This window comes from Sorangium sp. So ce128, assembly GCF_051525245.1.
Lineage (GTDB): Bacteria > Myxococcota_A > Polyangia > Polyangiales > Polyangiaceae > Sorangium > Sorangium cellulosum_B.
In genome coordinates this window covers 9,428,930-9,444,196 of the sequence record NZ_CP150313.1, presented here as the reverse complement: position 1 = coordinate 9,444,196, position 15,267 = coordinate 9,428,930, and the positions used below count along the sequence as shown (strand labels likewise).

Annotated in this window: 17 protein-coding genes and 1 pseudogene; 12 read left to right on the top strand and 6 right to left on the bottom strand. The window is 67.8% G+C overall.

Going from position 1 to position 15,267, the window contains the following annotated elements:
- Positions 1-12 precede the first annotated feature (12 nt).
- Complete coding sequence (locus WME82_RS35945) at positions 13-819, top strand: ABC transporter permease (protein WP_437852336.1); 807 nt, start codon at positions 13-15, stop codon at positions 817-819.
- Positions 820-1,049: 230 nt separating this feature from the next.
- On the opposite strand, the gene WME82_RS35940 is transcribed toward WME82_RS35945, so the two are convergent.
- Together WME82_RS35940 and WME82_RS35935 are read right to left on the bottom strand one after the other, a co-directional pair.
- Positions 1,050-1,592 (bottom strand): hypothetical protein, encoded by a 543-nt coding sequence (locus WME82_RS35940; protein WP_438039000.1) that lies wholly within the window; start codon positions 1,590-1,592, stop codon positions 1,050-1,052.
- A gap of 215 nt (positions 1,593-1,807) precedes the next feature.
- The gene (locus WME82_RS35935) at positions 1,808-2,281 is read right to left on the bottom strand and encodes a hypothetical protein (RefSeq protein WP_437912610.1); all 474 of its coding nucleotides are present in this window, start codon (positions 2,279-2,281) and stop codon (positions 1,808-1,810) included.
- A gap of 731 nt (positions 2,282-3,012) precedes the next feature.
- On the opposite strand from WME82_RS35935, the gene WME82_RS35930 reads away from it, so the two are divergent.
- Genes WME82_RS35930 through WME82_RS35920 form a run of 3 tightly spaced genes read left to right on the top strand, consistent with a single transcriptional unit; the run spans position 3,013 to position 4,407 of the window.
- Entirely contained in the window at positions 3,013-3,282 is a 270-nt protein-coding gene (locus tag WME82_RS35930; RefSeq protein ID WP_438038999.1) for a hypothetical protein, read from the top strand.
- A gap of 36 nt (positions 3,283-3,318) precedes the next feature.
- A complete protein-coding gene (locus tag WME82_RS35925) occupies positions 3,319-3,501 on the top strand; it encodes a hypothetical protein (protein ID WP_438038998.1) in 183 nt (60 codons plus the stop codon).
- Positions 3,502-3,522: 21 nt separating this feature from the next.
- Positions 3,523-4,407 (top strand): SDR family NAD(P)-dependent oxidoreductase, encoded by an 885-nt coding sequence (locus WME82_RS35920; RefSeq protein ID WP_438038997.1) that lies wholly within the window; start codon positions 3,523-3,525, stop codon positions 4,405-4,407.
- A 140-nt stretch (positions 4,408-4,547) separates the two neighbouring features.
- Here WME82_RS35920 and WME82_RS35915 read toward each other — a convergent pair whose 3' ends face one another.
- Both WME82_RS35915 and WME82_RS35910 read right to left on the bottom strand, forming a co-directional pair.
- Entirely contained in the window at positions 4,548-5,291 is a 744-nt protein-coding gene (locus tag WME82_RS35915; protein ID WP_438038996.1) for a transposase, read from the bottom strand.
- A complete protein-coding gene (locus tag WME82_RS35910; protein WP_438038995.1) occupies positions 5,174-5,680 on the bottom strand; it encodes a hypothetical protein in 507 nt (168 codons plus the stop codon). The genes WME82_RS35915 and WME82_RS35910 overlap by 118 nt, the downstream gene beginning before the upstream one ends.
- A gap of 264 nt (positions 5,681-5,944) precedes the next feature.
- On the opposite strand from WME82_RS35910, the gene WME82_RS35905 reads away from it, so the two are divergent.
- Both WME82_RS35905 and WME82_RS35900 read left to right on the top strand, forming a co-directional pair.
- Positions 5,945-6,898: a pseudouridine-5'-phosphate glycosidase gene (locus WME82_RS35905; RefSeq protein WP_438044961.1), complete on the top strand. Its 954-nt coding sequence runs from the start codon at positions 5,945-5,947 to the stop codon at positions 6,896-6,898.
- The gene (locus WME82_RS35900) at positions 6,895-7,785 is read left to right on the top strand and encodes a carbohydrate kinase family protein (protein WP_438038994.1); all 891 of its coding nucleotides are present in this window, start codon (positions 6,895-6,897) and stop codon (positions 7,783-7,785) included. Before WME82_RS35905 ends, WME82_RS35900 begins: the two co-directional genes overlap by 4 nt.
- A gap of 19 nt (positions 7,786-7,804) precedes the next feature.
- Here WME82_RS35900 and WME82_RS35895 read toward each other — a convergent pair whose 3' ends face one another.
- Complete coding sequence (locus WME82_RS35895) at positions 7,805-8,479, bottom strand: glutathione S-transferase family protein (RefSeq protein WP_438038993.1); 675 nt, start codon at positions 8,477-8,479, stop codon at positions 7,805-7,807.
- Between the two features lie 71 nt (positions 8,480-8,550).
- Here WME82_RS35895 and WME82_RS35890 point away from each other — a divergent pair, with 71 nt between their 5' ends.
- Positions 8,551-9,396 carry a DUF6597 domain-containing transcriptional factor gene (locus tag WME82_RS35890; protein ID WP_438038992.1) on the top strand — a complete coding sequence of 282 codons (846 nt, stop codon included), beginning with the start codon at positions 8,551-8,553 and terminating at the stop codon, positions 9,394-9,396.
- Positions 9,397-9,573: 177 nt separating this feature from the next.
- Entirely contained in the window at positions 9,574-10,944 is a 1,371-nt protein-coding gene (locus tag WME82_RS35885) for an extracellular catalytic domain type 1 short-chain-length polyhydroxyalkanoate depolymerase (protein WP_438038991.1), read from the top strand.
- 141 nt (positions 10,945-11,085) lie between these two features.
- On the opposite strand, the gene WME82_RS35880 is transcribed toward WME82_RS35885, so the two are convergent.
- The gene (locus WME82_RS35880) at positions 11,086-12,558 is read right to left on the bottom strand and encodes a protein kinase domain-containing protein (protein WP_438038990.1); all 1,473 of its coding nucleotides are present in this window, start codon (positions 12,556-12,558) and stop codon (positions 11,086-11,088) included.
- Positions 12,559-12,891: 333 nt separating this feature from the next.
- On the opposite strand from WME82_RS35880, the gene WME82_RS35875 reads away from it, so the two are divergent.
- The 4 genes and pseudogenes from WME82_RS35875 to WME82_RS35860 all read left to right on the top strand — a co-directional run bounded on the left by WME82_RS35875 (position 12,892) and on the right by WME82_RS35860 (position 14,414).
- On the top strand, positions 12,892-13,572 hold the full coding sequence (locus WME82_RS35875; protein WP_438038989.1) for a hypothetical protein: 681 nt from the start codon (positions 12,892-12,894) through the stop codon (positions 13,570-13,572).
- Positions 13,521-13,868 (top strand): hypothetical protein, encoded by a 348-nt coding sequence (locus WME82_RS35870; RefSeq protein ID WP_438038988.1) that lies wholly within the window; start codon positions 13,521-13,523, stop codon positions 13,866-13,868. The genes WME82_RS35875 and WME82_RS35870 overlap by 52 nt, the downstream gene beginning before the upstream one ends.
- A 14-nt stretch (positions 13,869-13,882) precedes the next feature.
- Positions 13,883-14,144 (top strand): annotated as a pseudogene (locus WME82_RS35865) (epoxide hydrolase N-terminal domain-containing protein); the annotation flags it as partial.
- A 12-nt stretch (positions 14,145-14,156) separates the two neighbouring features.
- The gene (locus tag WME82_RS35860) at positions 14,157-14,414 is read left to right on the top strand and encodes an alpha/beta fold hydrolase (RefSeq protein ID WP_438044960.1); all 258 of its coding nucleotides are present in this window, start codon (positions 14,157-14,159) and stop codon (positions 14,412-14,414) included.
- Positions 14,415-15,267: the final 853 nt, after the last annotated feature.

Here is a 15,267-nt window from a genome sequence, read left to right as displayed (position 1 = left end):
GGAACAGGCGAGATGTCGCTCGATGCAACGAGGCTTTACCTCCGGCTCGCCGCCGCGTCGCTGCGGGCGCAGATGCAGTATCGCGCGTCGTTCGTGATGTGGTCTGTGGGGCAGTTCATCACGGTGGGCATCGAGCTGCTCGGGGCGTGGGCGCTGTTCGACAGGTTCGGCGCGGTCCGGGGGTGGCGCTTCGCCGAGGTGGCGCTGCTGTTCGGCCTCGTGAACGTCTCGTTCGCGCTCGCCGAGTCGTTCGGCCGCGGGTTCGACACCTTCTCCGCGATGGTGAGGTCGGGCGATTTCGACCGGCTCCTCCTGCGCCCGCGCTCCACGGCGTTCCAGGTCGCCACCGGGGAGTTCCAGTTCCTGCGCGCAGGGCGGCTCGCGGTCGGCCTCGTCATGCTCCTGTGGGCCGGGAGCGCGCTCGGCGTCGGGTGGACGGCGGCCAAGCTTGCGTTGCTCGTCGGCGCGATCGTCGGCGGCGCCTGCGTGTTCTACGGGCTCCTCGTGCTCCAGGCGACGCTGTGCTTCTGGACGATCGAGTCGCTGGAGATCATGAACGCGTTGACGTACGGCGGCACGGAGGCCGCGCAGTACCCGCTGACCCTGTACCGCGACTGGTTCCGGCGCTTCTTCACGTTCGTCGTGCCGCTCGCGTTCGTGAGCTACATCCCCGCGGGCGCGCTGCTCGATCGCCCCACGGTCCCCGCGCTGCCCGAGGCCGCGCGCTGGGCGTCGCCGCTCGTGGGGGTGGCGTTCCTGCTCGTGTCGCTGCGCATCTGGCGGTTCGGGGAGCGGCGGTACCAGTCCACCGGGTCCTAAAGTACAGGTCACGTTGTTCAAGCGAGAATGAACCGCCAAGGCGCCACAAGACGCCATGAGAATAACAAAATGTCTTGGCGTCTCATGGCGTCCAGGCGGTTCGAAATCCTGCGCTTTTCAGGCGATTTCAATCTATTTGTCGCTCTGGCGCCGCTGCGGGAAGTCGCCCCGGTTCAGTAGCAAAAAACGGGCTGCCACGGGACGCTCGCCTCTTGCTGCACCAGCGAATATCACAGATCGTGTTCTGTGGGCGCCCCTTCTCTGCGCAAGAAGTACAGAACGGTGGCGCCCTCGTCTCGGGTGTCCACCTGGATCTCCATCGTTGCGAGCGATCCGCGGCTCAATGTAAACTGGATGAACTTGTCGCTGGGAATGCGCGGCCATTGGGGGTGGGTCAGCTTCGCGCGGCAAAGGCTGGAGGAACAGACAACGTCGTCGACGCTGACCTGTGGACCCAGCTGCTCGGAGATCACCCGTGTGATCACCGGCTCTGTCTCACGACGCCATGCTGGGTCGGGCGGCTCGGTGTCGAATCGAGCGCTCAAGCCGTCCCAGAACGCGATTCGCGCCTCGTGCACCGAGCGCTCCTCTTCCTCGGGATCGAGCGGCTCGCGCACGTCCGCACCGTCGAGCTCTTCGCCGTCCTGCTCGCCGCCGGCGCGAAGCCGGCCGGAGTCGAAGGTCTCGGCCGTGCCGTCGTCGGCCGAGCCACGCTGCGAAGGGATGGTAGCCTTGAATGTCGGAGCTCGCGACCGACGAGCTTCGCGTTCCAAGGCCGCGAGTCGCTGACCGTCCTTCGAGCTCGGGACGCCCGCGCGTTCGCTTGCCGAGGGGGCCGAAACGCGCCCGAGAGCGTATGCACCCGCTAGGGCTGCAATGCCGGCTAGCAGAATGAACAGCCGGTGCGGTCGTCGTTCAATCACTGGTCACCACGTGGACGCCCCGAGCTCATGGCCTGCATGGCTCGACTCGGACCATTCGACTCAAGCTAGAAGACGCGCGCGGTAAATAGGCCAGACGTACCGCCTCCTGGGATCACGCAGCTGACGGAGTACATGTGTGAGGCGCTCTGCGGCGAAACGGTGAGTGTGGCGGTCCTTATTACGGTCCCGGTGAAGGTCCCCGTCCCTGACACCATGGCCGAAGTCGAACCGAGATCGTTGCCGTCCTGGTCGTTCGCTAAGCCAACGCACGTGGTGTTCATGCCATCCGAGTCGTTGCCGTCAGACATCCGGACCCGAAAGGTCACCGTGCCTCCGAGTTGGTGGTCTATCGGAATCGCGCAGTGGATGGTGATCGGGTTACTCGATTGGTTCATTATGGCGTTGGATGCGCGCAGCACATCGATGCCGTTGACCAGGTGACACGCGGCGCCGTTCATCGTCGCCCCGGCCGACACGTCGCCCGAGCTCAATACGAGGCCCAGTGCGGGGAGGATTGCAAACGTTGCGAGCTTCTTCATGTGTCCGTTCCACTTTCCCAGGATTGACCAACGATCGGCTTTCCCGAACGCTTGGTGCGTATGCTCCAGTACGACGCGCTCGTGGCCAGCACTCTGCGAGGCAGTTTCGGCCCGCGGATTTGTTGATCCTGCAAGGCTCGGCGCATACGCGACGTTGCTCCGCGTTGTTGCGCATGCGCTTCATGTTCGCTCGTCTGGGCGCAATTGCATGTCACGTGCCACATTCGGGAATCGCCAGAATTCTCTGTAAGCCGCGCCCCGCACGCCGGTCATGAGACTCCTGGCGCGACATGCGCCCCGATCTTGTGTGACATGTCACGGTTCTCGGCGTGACATGTCACGGTTCTCGGCGTGACATGTCACGATTCCCAGCACATCGGCTCGCGCGCCGTGGAGTGGAGGCGCCCTGTCGATGCATAGATAGATTGTCGATATGGCGTCGCTGTTTCGGGGCGGCCGGAACGCATGGGAGCATCCTGTCCACTGTCATCGGCGGCCACGATAACCTTGATGGTCGAAGCCGTTTGGACGCTCTGTCCTCTCAAGAGATTCTTCTGGCCTGGCGCCGGCGTGGCCAGCAACAGGGCACAGAGGGCACCCCTTTCAAGGTCATCACACGACCTCGGTCCCGGCGAGCACACGAGCTGTAGCCGGCCCTGATACCCCCACCGTTCTACCCGACCATCACCTACCACGGCGTCTTGGCTGCCCGCTCGACCTTTCGCCCCCTCGTGACGCCGAAGCCCCCCCCAGGCGGCACGCCGCTCGCGAAGAACAAGGCGTGTGACGACGCAAAGGCGGGCGAGAAAGCGCCGGAGCGCGAGCACACCAAGGCGCCAAAGCAGACGGAGAACGAAGCTCCGGCGCCGCCCGCAGCGTCTCGGCTTTCGCCGACGTCCGACGTCGTGATGCCCACGAGCATCACCGTCGCGCATTGGGGGCACTTGCTCTCGGTGCTGGAGCTCGCACTCGAGCATGGGCTCGACCTTCTTGTGAAGTAGCGTCTTCCGAGCCACGTCCGTCGGCGTGCCGTTGATGTGATCCGGACGCTCGGACAAGCCAACGCCGAGGCACCTGACCCGCTCGCGATGGAGCGCCTCAAGAGCCTCCTGTCCGAGCGCGCCACCCAGTACGAGACTGCACACTACACGGTCGACACGTCGGACTGCGACGTCGCCGAGGTCGTGGAGCGCACCTTGGCCATCGTGCGCGGCGCGTGAACGTGATAGCGTCCGCGCCCGATGAGCACCAACCAGAAAACGCTTGAAAACAAGGTCGCAATCGTCACCGGAGGCGCCTCCGGCATCGGCCGCGCGCTCGGTGAAGAGCTCGCCCATCGAGGGTGCGAGGTCGTGCTGGCGGATCGCCAGCACAGCGTCGCCGCGGAGGTCGCCAAAGGCATCACCGACCGCGGAGGTCGCGCGACCGCCGCCGAGCTCGACGTGCGCAGCCTGCCGGCCTTCAAGGCCATCGCAAAAGACACGCTGCAGCGCTCAGGCCGCATCGACTACCTGTTCAACAACGCCGGCATCGTCGTCGGGGGCGAGATGGCCAGTCACGTGCAAGAGGACTGGGACGACGTCATCGACGTCAACCTGCGCGGCGTCGTTTACGGCATCCAGGCAGTCTACCCGATCATGGTGAAGCAGGGTTCAGGACACATTTTGAATACAGCCTCCGTCGCAGGCCTCGTCGCGGGCTTTAACGAGGGCGCCTACACCGCCACCAAGCACGCCGTCGTCGCCGTCACCAAGGCCCTCCGCGTGGAGGCAGAGCGCTACGGCGTCCGCGCCTCCGTCCTGTGCCCCGGCGCCATCCGCACACCCATCGTCACCGGCGGTGTGTACGGCCGTATCAACGTGGAGAACGTCTCCAAAGAGACCATCATGCGCATGTCGGAGCGCCTGCACCCAATCCCCCCCGAAGAGCTCGCGCGCCGCACGCTCGACGCCGTCGCCCGCAACGAGGCGATCATCGTCCTGCCCAAATGGTGGAAGGCATTCTGGTACCTCGATCGCCTGTCTCCGGCGCTCAGCCTCAGGCTAGCCAGCTACAGGCACAAGCGCATGCGCGAGGAGATGCTGGCCGCCGGCGCCAAGCCCAAGAGCATTGACGCCGACGCGTGAGCGGGATCCGTGAGCACATCGAGAGGGTCCGGCTCGTGAGGGATAGCACTGTCTTGAAAATTGGTTCCCGGTAGGGGCAGCCCTTTCAAGGCGACTTTTTCCTGGATTCTGCGAGCAATCGAGCAGTCGACACGTGAGTTTCATTCGCGAATCGGGTTCTCTTCGGCACGGGCTTCTTCACACCGCGTGGATGGCGCTTGAGCTTCCCGAGCTGCACGTGAGCTGCCCAGCTGAGCATCTCCTTGGCGAGCGCGGTCGGAGTCATCGTCAGCGCGAGGATAGCCGAGGGTGGCAACCTCGCCCTGAAGCATCGCTGTGAGCGATTGGAACATGGTCTCCAGTGTCCATCTCTTTCGGTATAATTCTGTTACCACCACTGCGCTAGCTGCTGTTGGGGGCAGGTTCGTGAGGATTGCCATCTCGATGTCGCCGTCTCGCGTTGGCTTGTCCAGGCGGATTATGATCCGACGCGTCTTCGTCACCTCATTATCAGAGTTCTTGATCGTGACACCCTGCTCATAGACCTCCCCAGTGTCTGTTCGACCACGCTTCCTCAACGTGCCGGCGGACACGATTGTCATACTCGCGTGTTGGCGAATGATGTAGAAAGCTTTCCGTTTGGTGATGCCCGACAGCAATGTGCTCGTACAGAAATTCCGGTCAGCAATCCAGAGATCGTTTGCGGCAGCGAGATCGAGGATCTCCGGGGAAAGCGACCGTTCCTGAGCATGCCCATCTTCACAAGGGATCATGTCCGTCGCGAGCATCAACGCCGGGTCGAGGACAACGAGCGCGTGTCCGGGCAGCGGTCCGGCCTTGCTCTGACGCAGTACCTGAAGACGCCGTTCGGTCGCGGCCAGGTGATTGCCATCCAGGATTCGCACCCGGTATCCGGGGAGAAGTGCCGGCACCTGTCCCCCCCCATGGTGTCGATGACTGGCGCCAGACGCTCCGCCGTGTGGCGCACCAGCGCGCTGGTGACAGCGGGCTCCAAGTTGTTGAGCTTGTTGTAGATCGACGCAAGGGATACCGGCAGCGTTTCGGCCACCGCTTGATACGCCGCGTGAACCGAGGGCGCGACCTTGCTGACGACCACGCCCATGAGGTCGACCCTCGATGAGAAGAGGAGTTCCCGCGTGTACTGCTTGTCCGCATGCTCGTCGAACAGCTCATCGAGCGCCTCGGGCGCGAGGGCGTGTTCCATTGCGGCGCGGGCCATCACGCTCACCGGGCTCTTCTCAATGAATCGATCGAGTACCTTGGACAGGAGCATGCGCACCTGAATGCCTCGTTACCGGTGCCGTGCGCAATAGCTTCGGGCTCTTCGCTGGAAGACAGATCCTACAGAGTGCGCTATGGATCGGATGGACTTACATGGTTTGTGACCTTGAAAGGGCTGGGCACAGAGGGTGACGGGACGGAACAGAAATGAAAATGGCAACGGCCGCGAGATCGCGGTACCCAAAGTCGTGACCGCTTGACGCTCGTGCCCGGTGCCTCTATAGCCGCCAAACCCTCGCCGCCCAAGGATCTCAGCGTGTCGATCAAGGACTATCTCTCCATCTCGCCCGAGGTCAGGAAAGCGCTCGCTGGCGGCCGGCCGGTGGTCGCGCTGGAGTCGACCATCATCACGCACGGCATGCCGTATCCGCAGAACCTCGAGATGGTGCAGCGCGTGGAGGCGGTAGTCCGCCGGAACGGCGCCGTGCCGGCGACGATCGCGATCATGGACGGCGAGCTCAAGGTGGGTATGAAGGGGGAAGATCTCGAGCGGCTGGCCAGGGCGGGCGGCAAGGCGGCCAAGGCCTCGCGGCGCGACGTGGCGGCGCTCCTGGTCCTGGGCGGGCTGGCCGGGACGACCGTGGCGACCACGATGATGGCGGCGGCCTGGGCCGGTATCCAGGTGTTCGCCACCGGGGGCATCGGCGGCGTGCATCGCGGGGCGGAGACGACCTTCGACATCTCCGCCGATCTCGAGGAGCTGAGTCAGACGCAGGTGGCGGTGGTCTGCGCGGGGGCCAAGTCGATCCTCGATATCCCCAAGACGCTGGAGACGCTGGAGACCCATGGCGTGCCGGTCCTGGGCTACAAGACAGAGGATTTCCCGGCCTTCTGGGCGCGGCAGAGCGGGCAAAAGGTGGACCACAGGATCGACAGCGCCGAGGAAGCGGCCAGGGTCATCGCGCTGCAGTTCGAGCTCGGCATGGGCGGGGTCCTGGTGGCCAACCCGATCCCCGAGAGCCATGCCATGGACCCCAGGGCGATCGAGGCGAGGATCGAGGAGGCGATCCGGTGCGCCGAGGCAGAGGGGGTGAGCCGCAAGGACCTGACGCCGTTCCTCTTGAAGCGCATCTTCGAGCTCACCGAGGGCAAGAGCCTCGTCGCCAACATCGCGCTGGTCGAGAACAACGCGGCGGTGGCGGCGGAGATCGCGGCGGCGATGAGCGAGCTCGGGGCCAGGCCCAAGGCGAAGCCGAAGGCCAAGGCATGAGCGCGGCCGACCGCGTGCTCGTGGTGGGCGACGTGATGACGGACGTGATCGTCCGCCCGGAGGGGCCGCTGGTGCGCGGCTCGGACCGGCGCGCCAAAATCGAGAGCCGCCCGGGAGGCTCGGGGGCCAACCAGGCGGTTTGGCTCGGTTCGATGGGAGCGAAGGTGTCGTTCGTCGCCCGGGTCGGAGCCAGGGACAAGCCGCATCTCGAAGCCTATTTCAGGAGCTTCCATGTCGACCCGATCCTCGTGGCCGACCCGCAGAATCCATCGGGCGTGCTGGTCATCCTCGTCGACGCCGACGGGGAGCGGAGCTTCCTTACCGATCGTGGGGCGAACCTCGCGCTCGAGCCTTCGGACATGCCGGTGGGGCTCCTGGACGAGACGCGGCTGGTGCTCCTCTCGGGGTATTCGCTCTTCGCCGAAGGGCCTCGGCGGGCCGCGCTGCGGCTCGCCGAAGAGGCGCGGCGCCGCGGCGTCCCGATCGCCCTCGACGCCGCGTCCGTGGGCTTTCTGCGGGAGGTGGGGGTCGGGGACTTCCTTGAGTGGACACGAGGGATGTCGACGCTGCTCGCCAACGCCGACGAGGCAGAGGCGCTCTCGGGCACGGGTGACCTCACCGCGCAGATGATCGCGCTGGGCGCCTATTTCGAGCGGGTGATCATCAAGCGTGGCGCGCGGGGCGCGGCGGTGGGCGGACGGCAGGGCGTGCGCCTCGACGAGCCGGCGCCTCAGGTCGAGGTGGTGGACACGACCGGGGCCGGCGATGCGTTCGCGGCCGGGTTCATCACCGCGGAGCTCCAGGGCGCGCGCGAGGCGGAGTGCCTGCGGCGCGGGATCGAGGCGGGATCGAGGGCGGTGAAGCAGCTGGGTGGGCAGCCGGAGTAGACGGCAGCCCGGGCGGCGATCAGCTCGCCTGCGCCTCCGCTGCGGCCGCGGCCTCGTGCGCCGCGGCGAGCTCTGCGTCCTTCGCCGCGATCCGCGCGAACGCCGGCCGGCTGCACACCCGCGCGACGTAGCCCGTCACCTCCGGCAGCTCGGGCACGAGCTTGAACTTCACCATCCACTCCAGCGCCTTGCCCCAGAGCACGTCGGCCGCCGAGAATCGATCGCCGAGCAGATACGGCCCCTTCCGCAGCGCCTCCGCCACCACGCCGAACATCGTATCGAAATCTCCGTACGGAGACGTCGCGGCCGGGGCCGGATCGCGCTTCATCGCCCGATCGACGACGGCCGGCTCGAAGCACGACCCGTAGTACGCGATCCACCGGAGGTACGGCCCGCGCAGCGGATCCCCGATGGCCGGGGTCAGGCCGGCCTCCGGGAACAGATCGGCGAGGTAAATGACGATCGCGACCTGCTCGGTGACGAGCGCGCCGTCGTGCAGGATCGCGGGCACCTTCCCGAGCGGGTTCACGGCGAGGTAAGGGGCCTTCCGCTGCTCCCCGGCCTTCATGTTCAGCACGCGGAGCTCGTGGAGCGCGCCCAGCTCCTCGAGCAGGATGCGCGTGCCCATCGAGCGCGAGTTCGGAGAATGGAACAAAACGAGGTTGCCCCTCGGGGTCGTGGTCGAATCAGCCATGTTGCTGCCTCCGGGGCGGACGCTACTGCCCGGGCGAGGCGCGGTATTGTAAAAGAGCGCCACGCGCGATCATGAGCCGGAGCATCACCCCCGAGGACCCCACCCGCGGCATCCTGAACCCCGCCGCGGGTCTCCAGCGCTTTTTCGAGCTGCACCGCCACGCGCCCGCGCCGGACCTGGCCAGGCTCGTCGACTGGCACTGGGTCGTCCGCTGGTCGCTCACCGCGCCGTTCGAGCAGGAGCTCTTGCCGCACCCCTGCGTCAACCTGGCCATCGAGGCGCCGGGCTCGGCGGTGCACGGCATCGGGACCCGGCGTGAGGTCGTCCGGATCGAGGGCACGGGGCGCGTCGTCGCGACGAAGTTCAAGCCGGGCGGCTTCTTCCCGTTCGCGCCCGTCCCCATGCGCCGCCTGGTCGACAGCGTCGTCCCCCTCGTCGAGATCTTCGGCGGCGCGGCCGGGCCGCTCGAGCGCGCCGTGCTCGACCAGCCGGACGACGCCACCGCGATCCGCGCCGTGGAGGAGCTCCTGCGCGCGCGCAGGGGCCCGGAGGACGCCGGGCTCGACGAGGCCATGGCGCTCGCCGTCCGCGCGCAGGACGATCGCGACATCCACCGCGCCGAGGATCTGGCCCGGATCGCGGGCGTCTCGGTCCGCACGCTGCACCGCGCGTTCGAGCGGTACATCGGCGTCGGGCCCAAGTGGATCATCCGGCGGTCACGCGTGCAGGAGGCCGCGGAGCGCGTGGCCACGGGCGCGCCCGTCGCGTGGGCGGCGCTCGCGCAGGAGCTCGGGTATCATGATCAGGCGCACCTGATCCGGGAATTCAAGGTCCAGGTCGGCTTCACACCGGCCGTCTATGCAGAGCGGTGCGCGGCAGCGAGGTCGAAAGGCGGCCGGCCCGGCGTGAAGGGGTGAGCTGCGTGTTCACGGCCATCCACAGCGCGAGAAGGCTCCGTGATGCGCAAGGTCTTGGTTCAATTTTCGCGGACTGGAAGAACCCGAAGCGGCTTGCGTCAAAGTTCCTGTGTCGATAGCATCCACGCGCCAATCGCGCGCCGTCGTCGGCGACGCCAGCTTTAGAGGTACTCGAACATGCGTCGATTTCAGAATCGCGGTTTCGTGGTCGCGTCGTTTTCTTTGGGGCTGTTCGCGGCCATGCCCGTGTACGCGGCGTCCGTGCAGGCGGTGAGCCAGGCGACGTGGGGAGCGAGCGGCGTCCCGAGCTACGTCAACATGAACATCTACGTTCCGGACAAGCTGGCCGAGAATCCGCCCATCGTGGTGGGCTGCCACTCGTGCAGCACGCCGGTGAGCTCGTTCTTCAACAGCATCTCGGGTGTCAAGGCGGGCGCCGACAAGAACGGCTTCATCATCATCCTTCCGGAGGCCACCGGCCGGAACTGCTGGGACGTGGGCACGACGAAATCGCTGACCCACGACGGCGGCGGCGACACGCAGGCCGTCGCTCAGATGGTGAAGTACGCGCTCGAGAAGTACAAAGGCGACCCGAAGCGCGTCTACGTGATGGGCGGCTCGTCCGGAGCGATGATGACGCAAGCCATGCTGGCGGTGTACCCGGACATCTTCCGGGCCGGCGCGGCGAGGGCGGGGGTGGCGGCCGGGTGCTGGGCGGACGGCTTCGACGGGGGCCAGCAATGGAGCAACAACTGCGCGGGCGGCAGGACGAGCAAGTCAGCGCAGCAATGGGGAGATCAGGTTCGGGGGATGTTCCCTGGGTATACGGGGCATCGCCCCCGCCTCCAGATCTTCCACGGCACGGCGGACGCGACGATCAACTACAAGAACCAGGCCGAGGCGATCAAGGAATGGACGAACGTCCTCGAGCTGAGCGAGGCCCCGACCTCGACCGACATGATCACCGCGAGCGGAACCACCTATGATCGCCAGTTCTGGAAGAACGAGTGTGGCCAGACGGTGTTCGAGGCCTGGTCAGGAAGAAACGGCGCGCACTCCATGCCGTACGAGGCCGATGCGATCCTCGCGTTCTTCGGTCTGGACAAGGCCGGTGGGGCCGATCCGGAGACCGACTGTTCCGAGGCTGCCGGCAGCGGCGGCACGGGTGGCTCGGGCGACGGCTCCGGGGGTGATCAGAACGTCGGCGGCGCCGGGCCTGCTGCGGGGAGCGGCGGCGCCTCGGGGGACGGCGGAAGCGCGGGCGAGGGCGTGACCGTCGGCTCTGGCGGGCAGCCCGCTGGCGGCGGCGAGGTCACCACGACGGGCGGCAGCGACCCGAGCGGCACGAGCGGCACGAGCGGCACGAGCGGCGCTGCGGACAGCGCCACCACCGGCGCGGGCTCGGAGTCTGCAGGTGAATCGGGTGAAACGGGCGGGTGCGCCGTCGTCAATGGCGACGCCAGGCCGAAGGGCTCGTACGCAGCGGTCGTCGCCATGGGCCTTGCGCTGTTGACGCTCCGTCGCCGGCAGCGAAACGCCCGGAGCTGACACGTGTCTTGCCGGTGAGCTGAAGCAACCCCTCGGCCTTTTCGAGAAAATTCACAGGGAGGCGGGGAGACGGGGAGTGAAATCCCACCAATCTCCCCGTCTCCCTGTTCAATCTTCTGCTAAAAACAAGGGGTCTCCGCGCTAGAAGGGCACCTCCGGAATCGGTGCTCGGTCGAGCCCCGGCGCGGTCGTCGGCGGGATCGGCGGCCTCCTGGAAGGAGCGGGGACACCCGTGTGTGGTGTCCTGGGCGTGGCGCTCGACGGCGGCCGTGCTGCCGTGGTGGACGTCGAGGGCGCCGGTGGCGCTGCCGTGTCGCCGGCGGCGTCCGCTGCAGAGCCCGTCGCCTCTGCAAGGGGCGCCGCGGGCGTCACGCTCTCCAGCGGCTCCGAGGAGCGCTCGACCTCTGCCGACGCGCTGGCGGCGACCTCCTCCGACGCCGGCGCGCCGGCCGAGGCGGCCCTCGCGCCCGCCTCGCCCCCGGCGCTCGATCCGCCCCGACGGAGCGCGATGGTGACGCTGGCGCCGACGAGCATCGCCATCGCCATGCCGATCGCCAGCCTCGCGCGCTGAGGCCTCTGAAGTCGGGCCTCCTGCGCCGTCGATCCGGCGCCGGTCAGGGTGCCTGGCCTCGCCGAGCGGGGCGTGGCCGCCGGCTCGTCGAGCTTGGCGACGTCGAGCGCTATCGTCCCGCTGAGCCTCGGCCGAGCGGTGCTCGGCACGCCGGAGCACGGGGATTGCAGATCCGGAATCGATGGAGACGCCATGCCCGCGACACGGCGGAGCTCGCCTATCATCTCTCCGACCGACTGGAAGCGCTCCGCCCGCTCGCGGGCCAGCGCCCGCGCGAAGAAGGCATCGATCTCCGGCGGCAGGTCGGGCGCGATCAGGGACGCGCTGGGCACCGGACCGACCAGGATGTTGGCGATCACCGCGCCGAGCTGGGCCCCCTGAAAGGGCAGCTCGCCGGTGACGCCATAGAAGAGGATGACCCCGAGCGACCAGAGATCGCTGCGCTGATCGATGTCCTTTTCGCCCCGGACCTGCTCCGGGCTCATGTAGTGGGGCGAGCCGAGCAGCTCGCCGGTGCGGGTCACCTCTTCCGTCAGCGCCGCGCCGGTGTCCTTGACGATGCCGAAGTCGAGGATCTTGACGACCTCGTCCCGCTCTCCCTCGACGCGCACGAGGAACAGGTTGGCAGGCTTGAGATCGCGATGGACGAGGCCGGCGTCGTGCGCGCGACGGATGGCCTTGCCGGCCTGCACCAGGATCAGGGTGGCGTCCACGAGAGAGAGCCGGCCGACGCGGAAGAGGCGCGTGCCCAGGTCCTCGCCCTGAAGCAGCTCCATCACGAGGTACGGAGTGTCGTCGTCGACGCCAAAGTCCTGGACGTAGACGACGTGTGGGCTCTGGAGGCTCGCCGCGATCCTGGCTTCACGCTCGAAGCGGGCGAGGAACGTCGACGACGCAGCATAGGTCGGGTCCATGAACTTGACCGCGACGAGAGAGCCCAAGTTGACGTGTCGCGCCACCCACACCGAGCCCATCCCGCCGTGCGAGAGAGGTCGTTCGAGACGATACTTCCCACCTACGACGGAATCCGGAGCGAACTGCATGGTGATGGCTTCCTCCTGATAGCCGAGGGAGGCGAGGGGAGCGTACAGGATAGGAAAGGCGCCGGCCACGATGAGGCGGGAGGTGGCGAGAGATTGTCCTTGTGTGCGCGACGTTCCGGGCGCCTTTGCGCTTCACACAGCGACGCGGCGACTGGCACGTTGGCACGAGCGCCGCGAGTCAGGGTCGGGGGCGTTGCCCCGGCGCCGGCCCCTGAGCCGGGCAGTCGGGGGGAACCCGATTGGCTGAGGCGTTGCTCCCGTCGCGCTCACTGTGAGGCGTTCGGCGGGACGACGCTGGGCGATGAGACGATCACCGAGCGTGGCGCGCTCCTCGTGCGCCTCGATCGCGTCGGCGACCTGCTCTGGTCGGCGCCCATCGTCACGGAGGAGCAATCCGCGGTCAACGCGGTGACCGTCGACGGGTCCGGCAACGTGCTCTTCGCGGGCGAGCTCCACGGCGAGGTTACGATCGGGAGCACCAGGCTGACGGCCCCGCTGGCCGAGCCCGACGCGCTCGTGACCAAGCTCGACGCCGACGGCGCCGTGCTCTGGGCGAGGAGCTTCGGCTCGGCCGCCACAGACCGAGGGTTCGCGATCGCGACCGGAGCGACAGACCATGTGTACGTGGGGGGCTATGTCGACGAGGACATCGATTTCGGCGATGGCCTCGTGGAGGTGAACGGCGAGTCCCCGTTCCTCCTGAAGCTCACGCCGGAGGGCGACCTCGCCTGGGCCAAGGTGTTCCAGCACCCCGGCGGCAGCGGCGATGCCTTCACCGGGAGCGCCGTCGCCGGCATCGCGGTGCACGAGAACGGCGATGTGTCGGTCACCGGTTATGCGGACGGGCCGTTGACCATTGATGACACCGCGCTGTCGCTGCCCGCCGGCTCGACGATGATGGGCTTCCTCGCTCGCTTTTCGAGCGCCAGCTCGCGCGGCGCTTCGGCGGGCCGGAGTTCGACATGGGCAACGCGATCGCCGTCGGAGGCGGGACGTTCCTGGCAGGCACGGTGAGCGGCGAGAGCGACGTGCTCGGGATCACCGTGGACGCGGACATCGAGGGGACGCCGTTCGTCGCGAAGCTCACGGAGAGCGGGACCGCGCCGTTCGCGGCCTACACGCGCGGCGCCTTCGAGGCGACGGTGACCGAGCGGTACGCGACGAGCGCCGGCTCCGCCGAGGACATCGCGCGCACCTCGGACGGCACGCTCTCGGTGGCAGGCCTTTTCTACGGATCCATCGATGTCGGCTCGGGCCCCGTCGAGTCGCCGAGCACGAGCGGATTCGTCCTTCGCATCCCGCCGCCCTGAGGTAGTGTCGGCGCATGCGCCTGCGCCCCTACCGCATCGATGTCCCCGAAGCGACGCTCGACGATCCCCGCCGGCGCCTCTCGTTGATCCGCGTTCCGGATCCGCTCCCCGGCGGCGGGTGGGCTCACGGCGCCGACGTGGCCTATGTGCGCGAGCTCTGCGACCACTGGCGCGCTCGCTACGACTGGCGCAGCCACGAGGCGGCGCTCAACCGGATCCCAGTATCTGTGCGAGATCGACAGTGTCGATCTCCACTTCTGGCACGCGCGCTGCAAGGGGCCAGATCCGATACCGCTCCTCCTCATTCACGGCTGGCCGGGATGGATCTATGAGTTCCACCACCTGATCGGCCCGCTCACGGATCAGGCCGCGCACGGCGGCGACCCGGCCGACGCGTTCGACGTCGTCGTCCCGGCGCTGCCGGGGTACGGGTTCGGCGGCAAGCCGCGCGAGCCCGGGTGGGACGTCCGCCGCGTCGCTGCGGCTCCTCACCAACGCGATGTTCTACTGGGCGTCGAACAGCATCGCCAGCGCCGCCAACCTTGATGACGAGACTGTCCGCGACGAAGCGATCCCGTTGTACCTGCTCGACGGGATCGAGGCGCCCACCGCCGTGGCCGATTGCCCGAAGGAGACCGACCGCGCGCCGCGCGACTGGGTCGCGCGCCGGGCCAACGTGGTACGGTGGACGGAGATGCCGCGCGGGGGCACTTCGCGGCGCTCGAGGCGCCCGATCTCCTCCTCGACGACGTGCGCGCCTTCTTCCGGACCCTGCGCGCCAGCTCGGGCGCCTGATCCGCGGCCCCGGGCCCGCCGGCGGCCGGGGGGTGAGCGGCGTCGCTCGCCCGGCGCAGCGCGCGCGGGCGGGCGAGCGCGCGCGGGCGGCCATCCGGATCCCAATCCCGCGGACGCGCGGACCTCCGATCACCGGCACGCGTGGCTCGAAAGCGTCCCGGCGAGCTGGATCAGCGCGCTCAAGTCGGTGAGCTTCGTCTTCCATTAGGCCCACCGCTCGCACGGCTCCCGGATCATCGTCGGCGCCGAGAGCCTCGAGGCAAAGAACTCTATCTACGGTTTCAGGGCGGGACTCTTCGGCGGGGGCGAACCGTCGCGGTCCGTCTCCTGGGTTCTGGGGGAGCGTGACGACGGATCGAAGCCCCTCGGGAGGCATGGGCTTAACCCGGGCCCAATTGTCAAGCCCTGGGCCTGGGGAACTCGCCGTGACGGATCGGTCGCCTCGGGCGGCCGTGGTCGCCTTGCTCGCCAGCACCCTGAGCCGCGCCGTCGCCCCCGGGGACGAGGTGGGGTCCCGCGCCGTTCACGAGGCGCCAGATCAGATGTTCGGGCTGCCAGTGGCACCGGAGGGGTGAGCAGGCGGCCGAGCGTCGCGCCCGCCGCT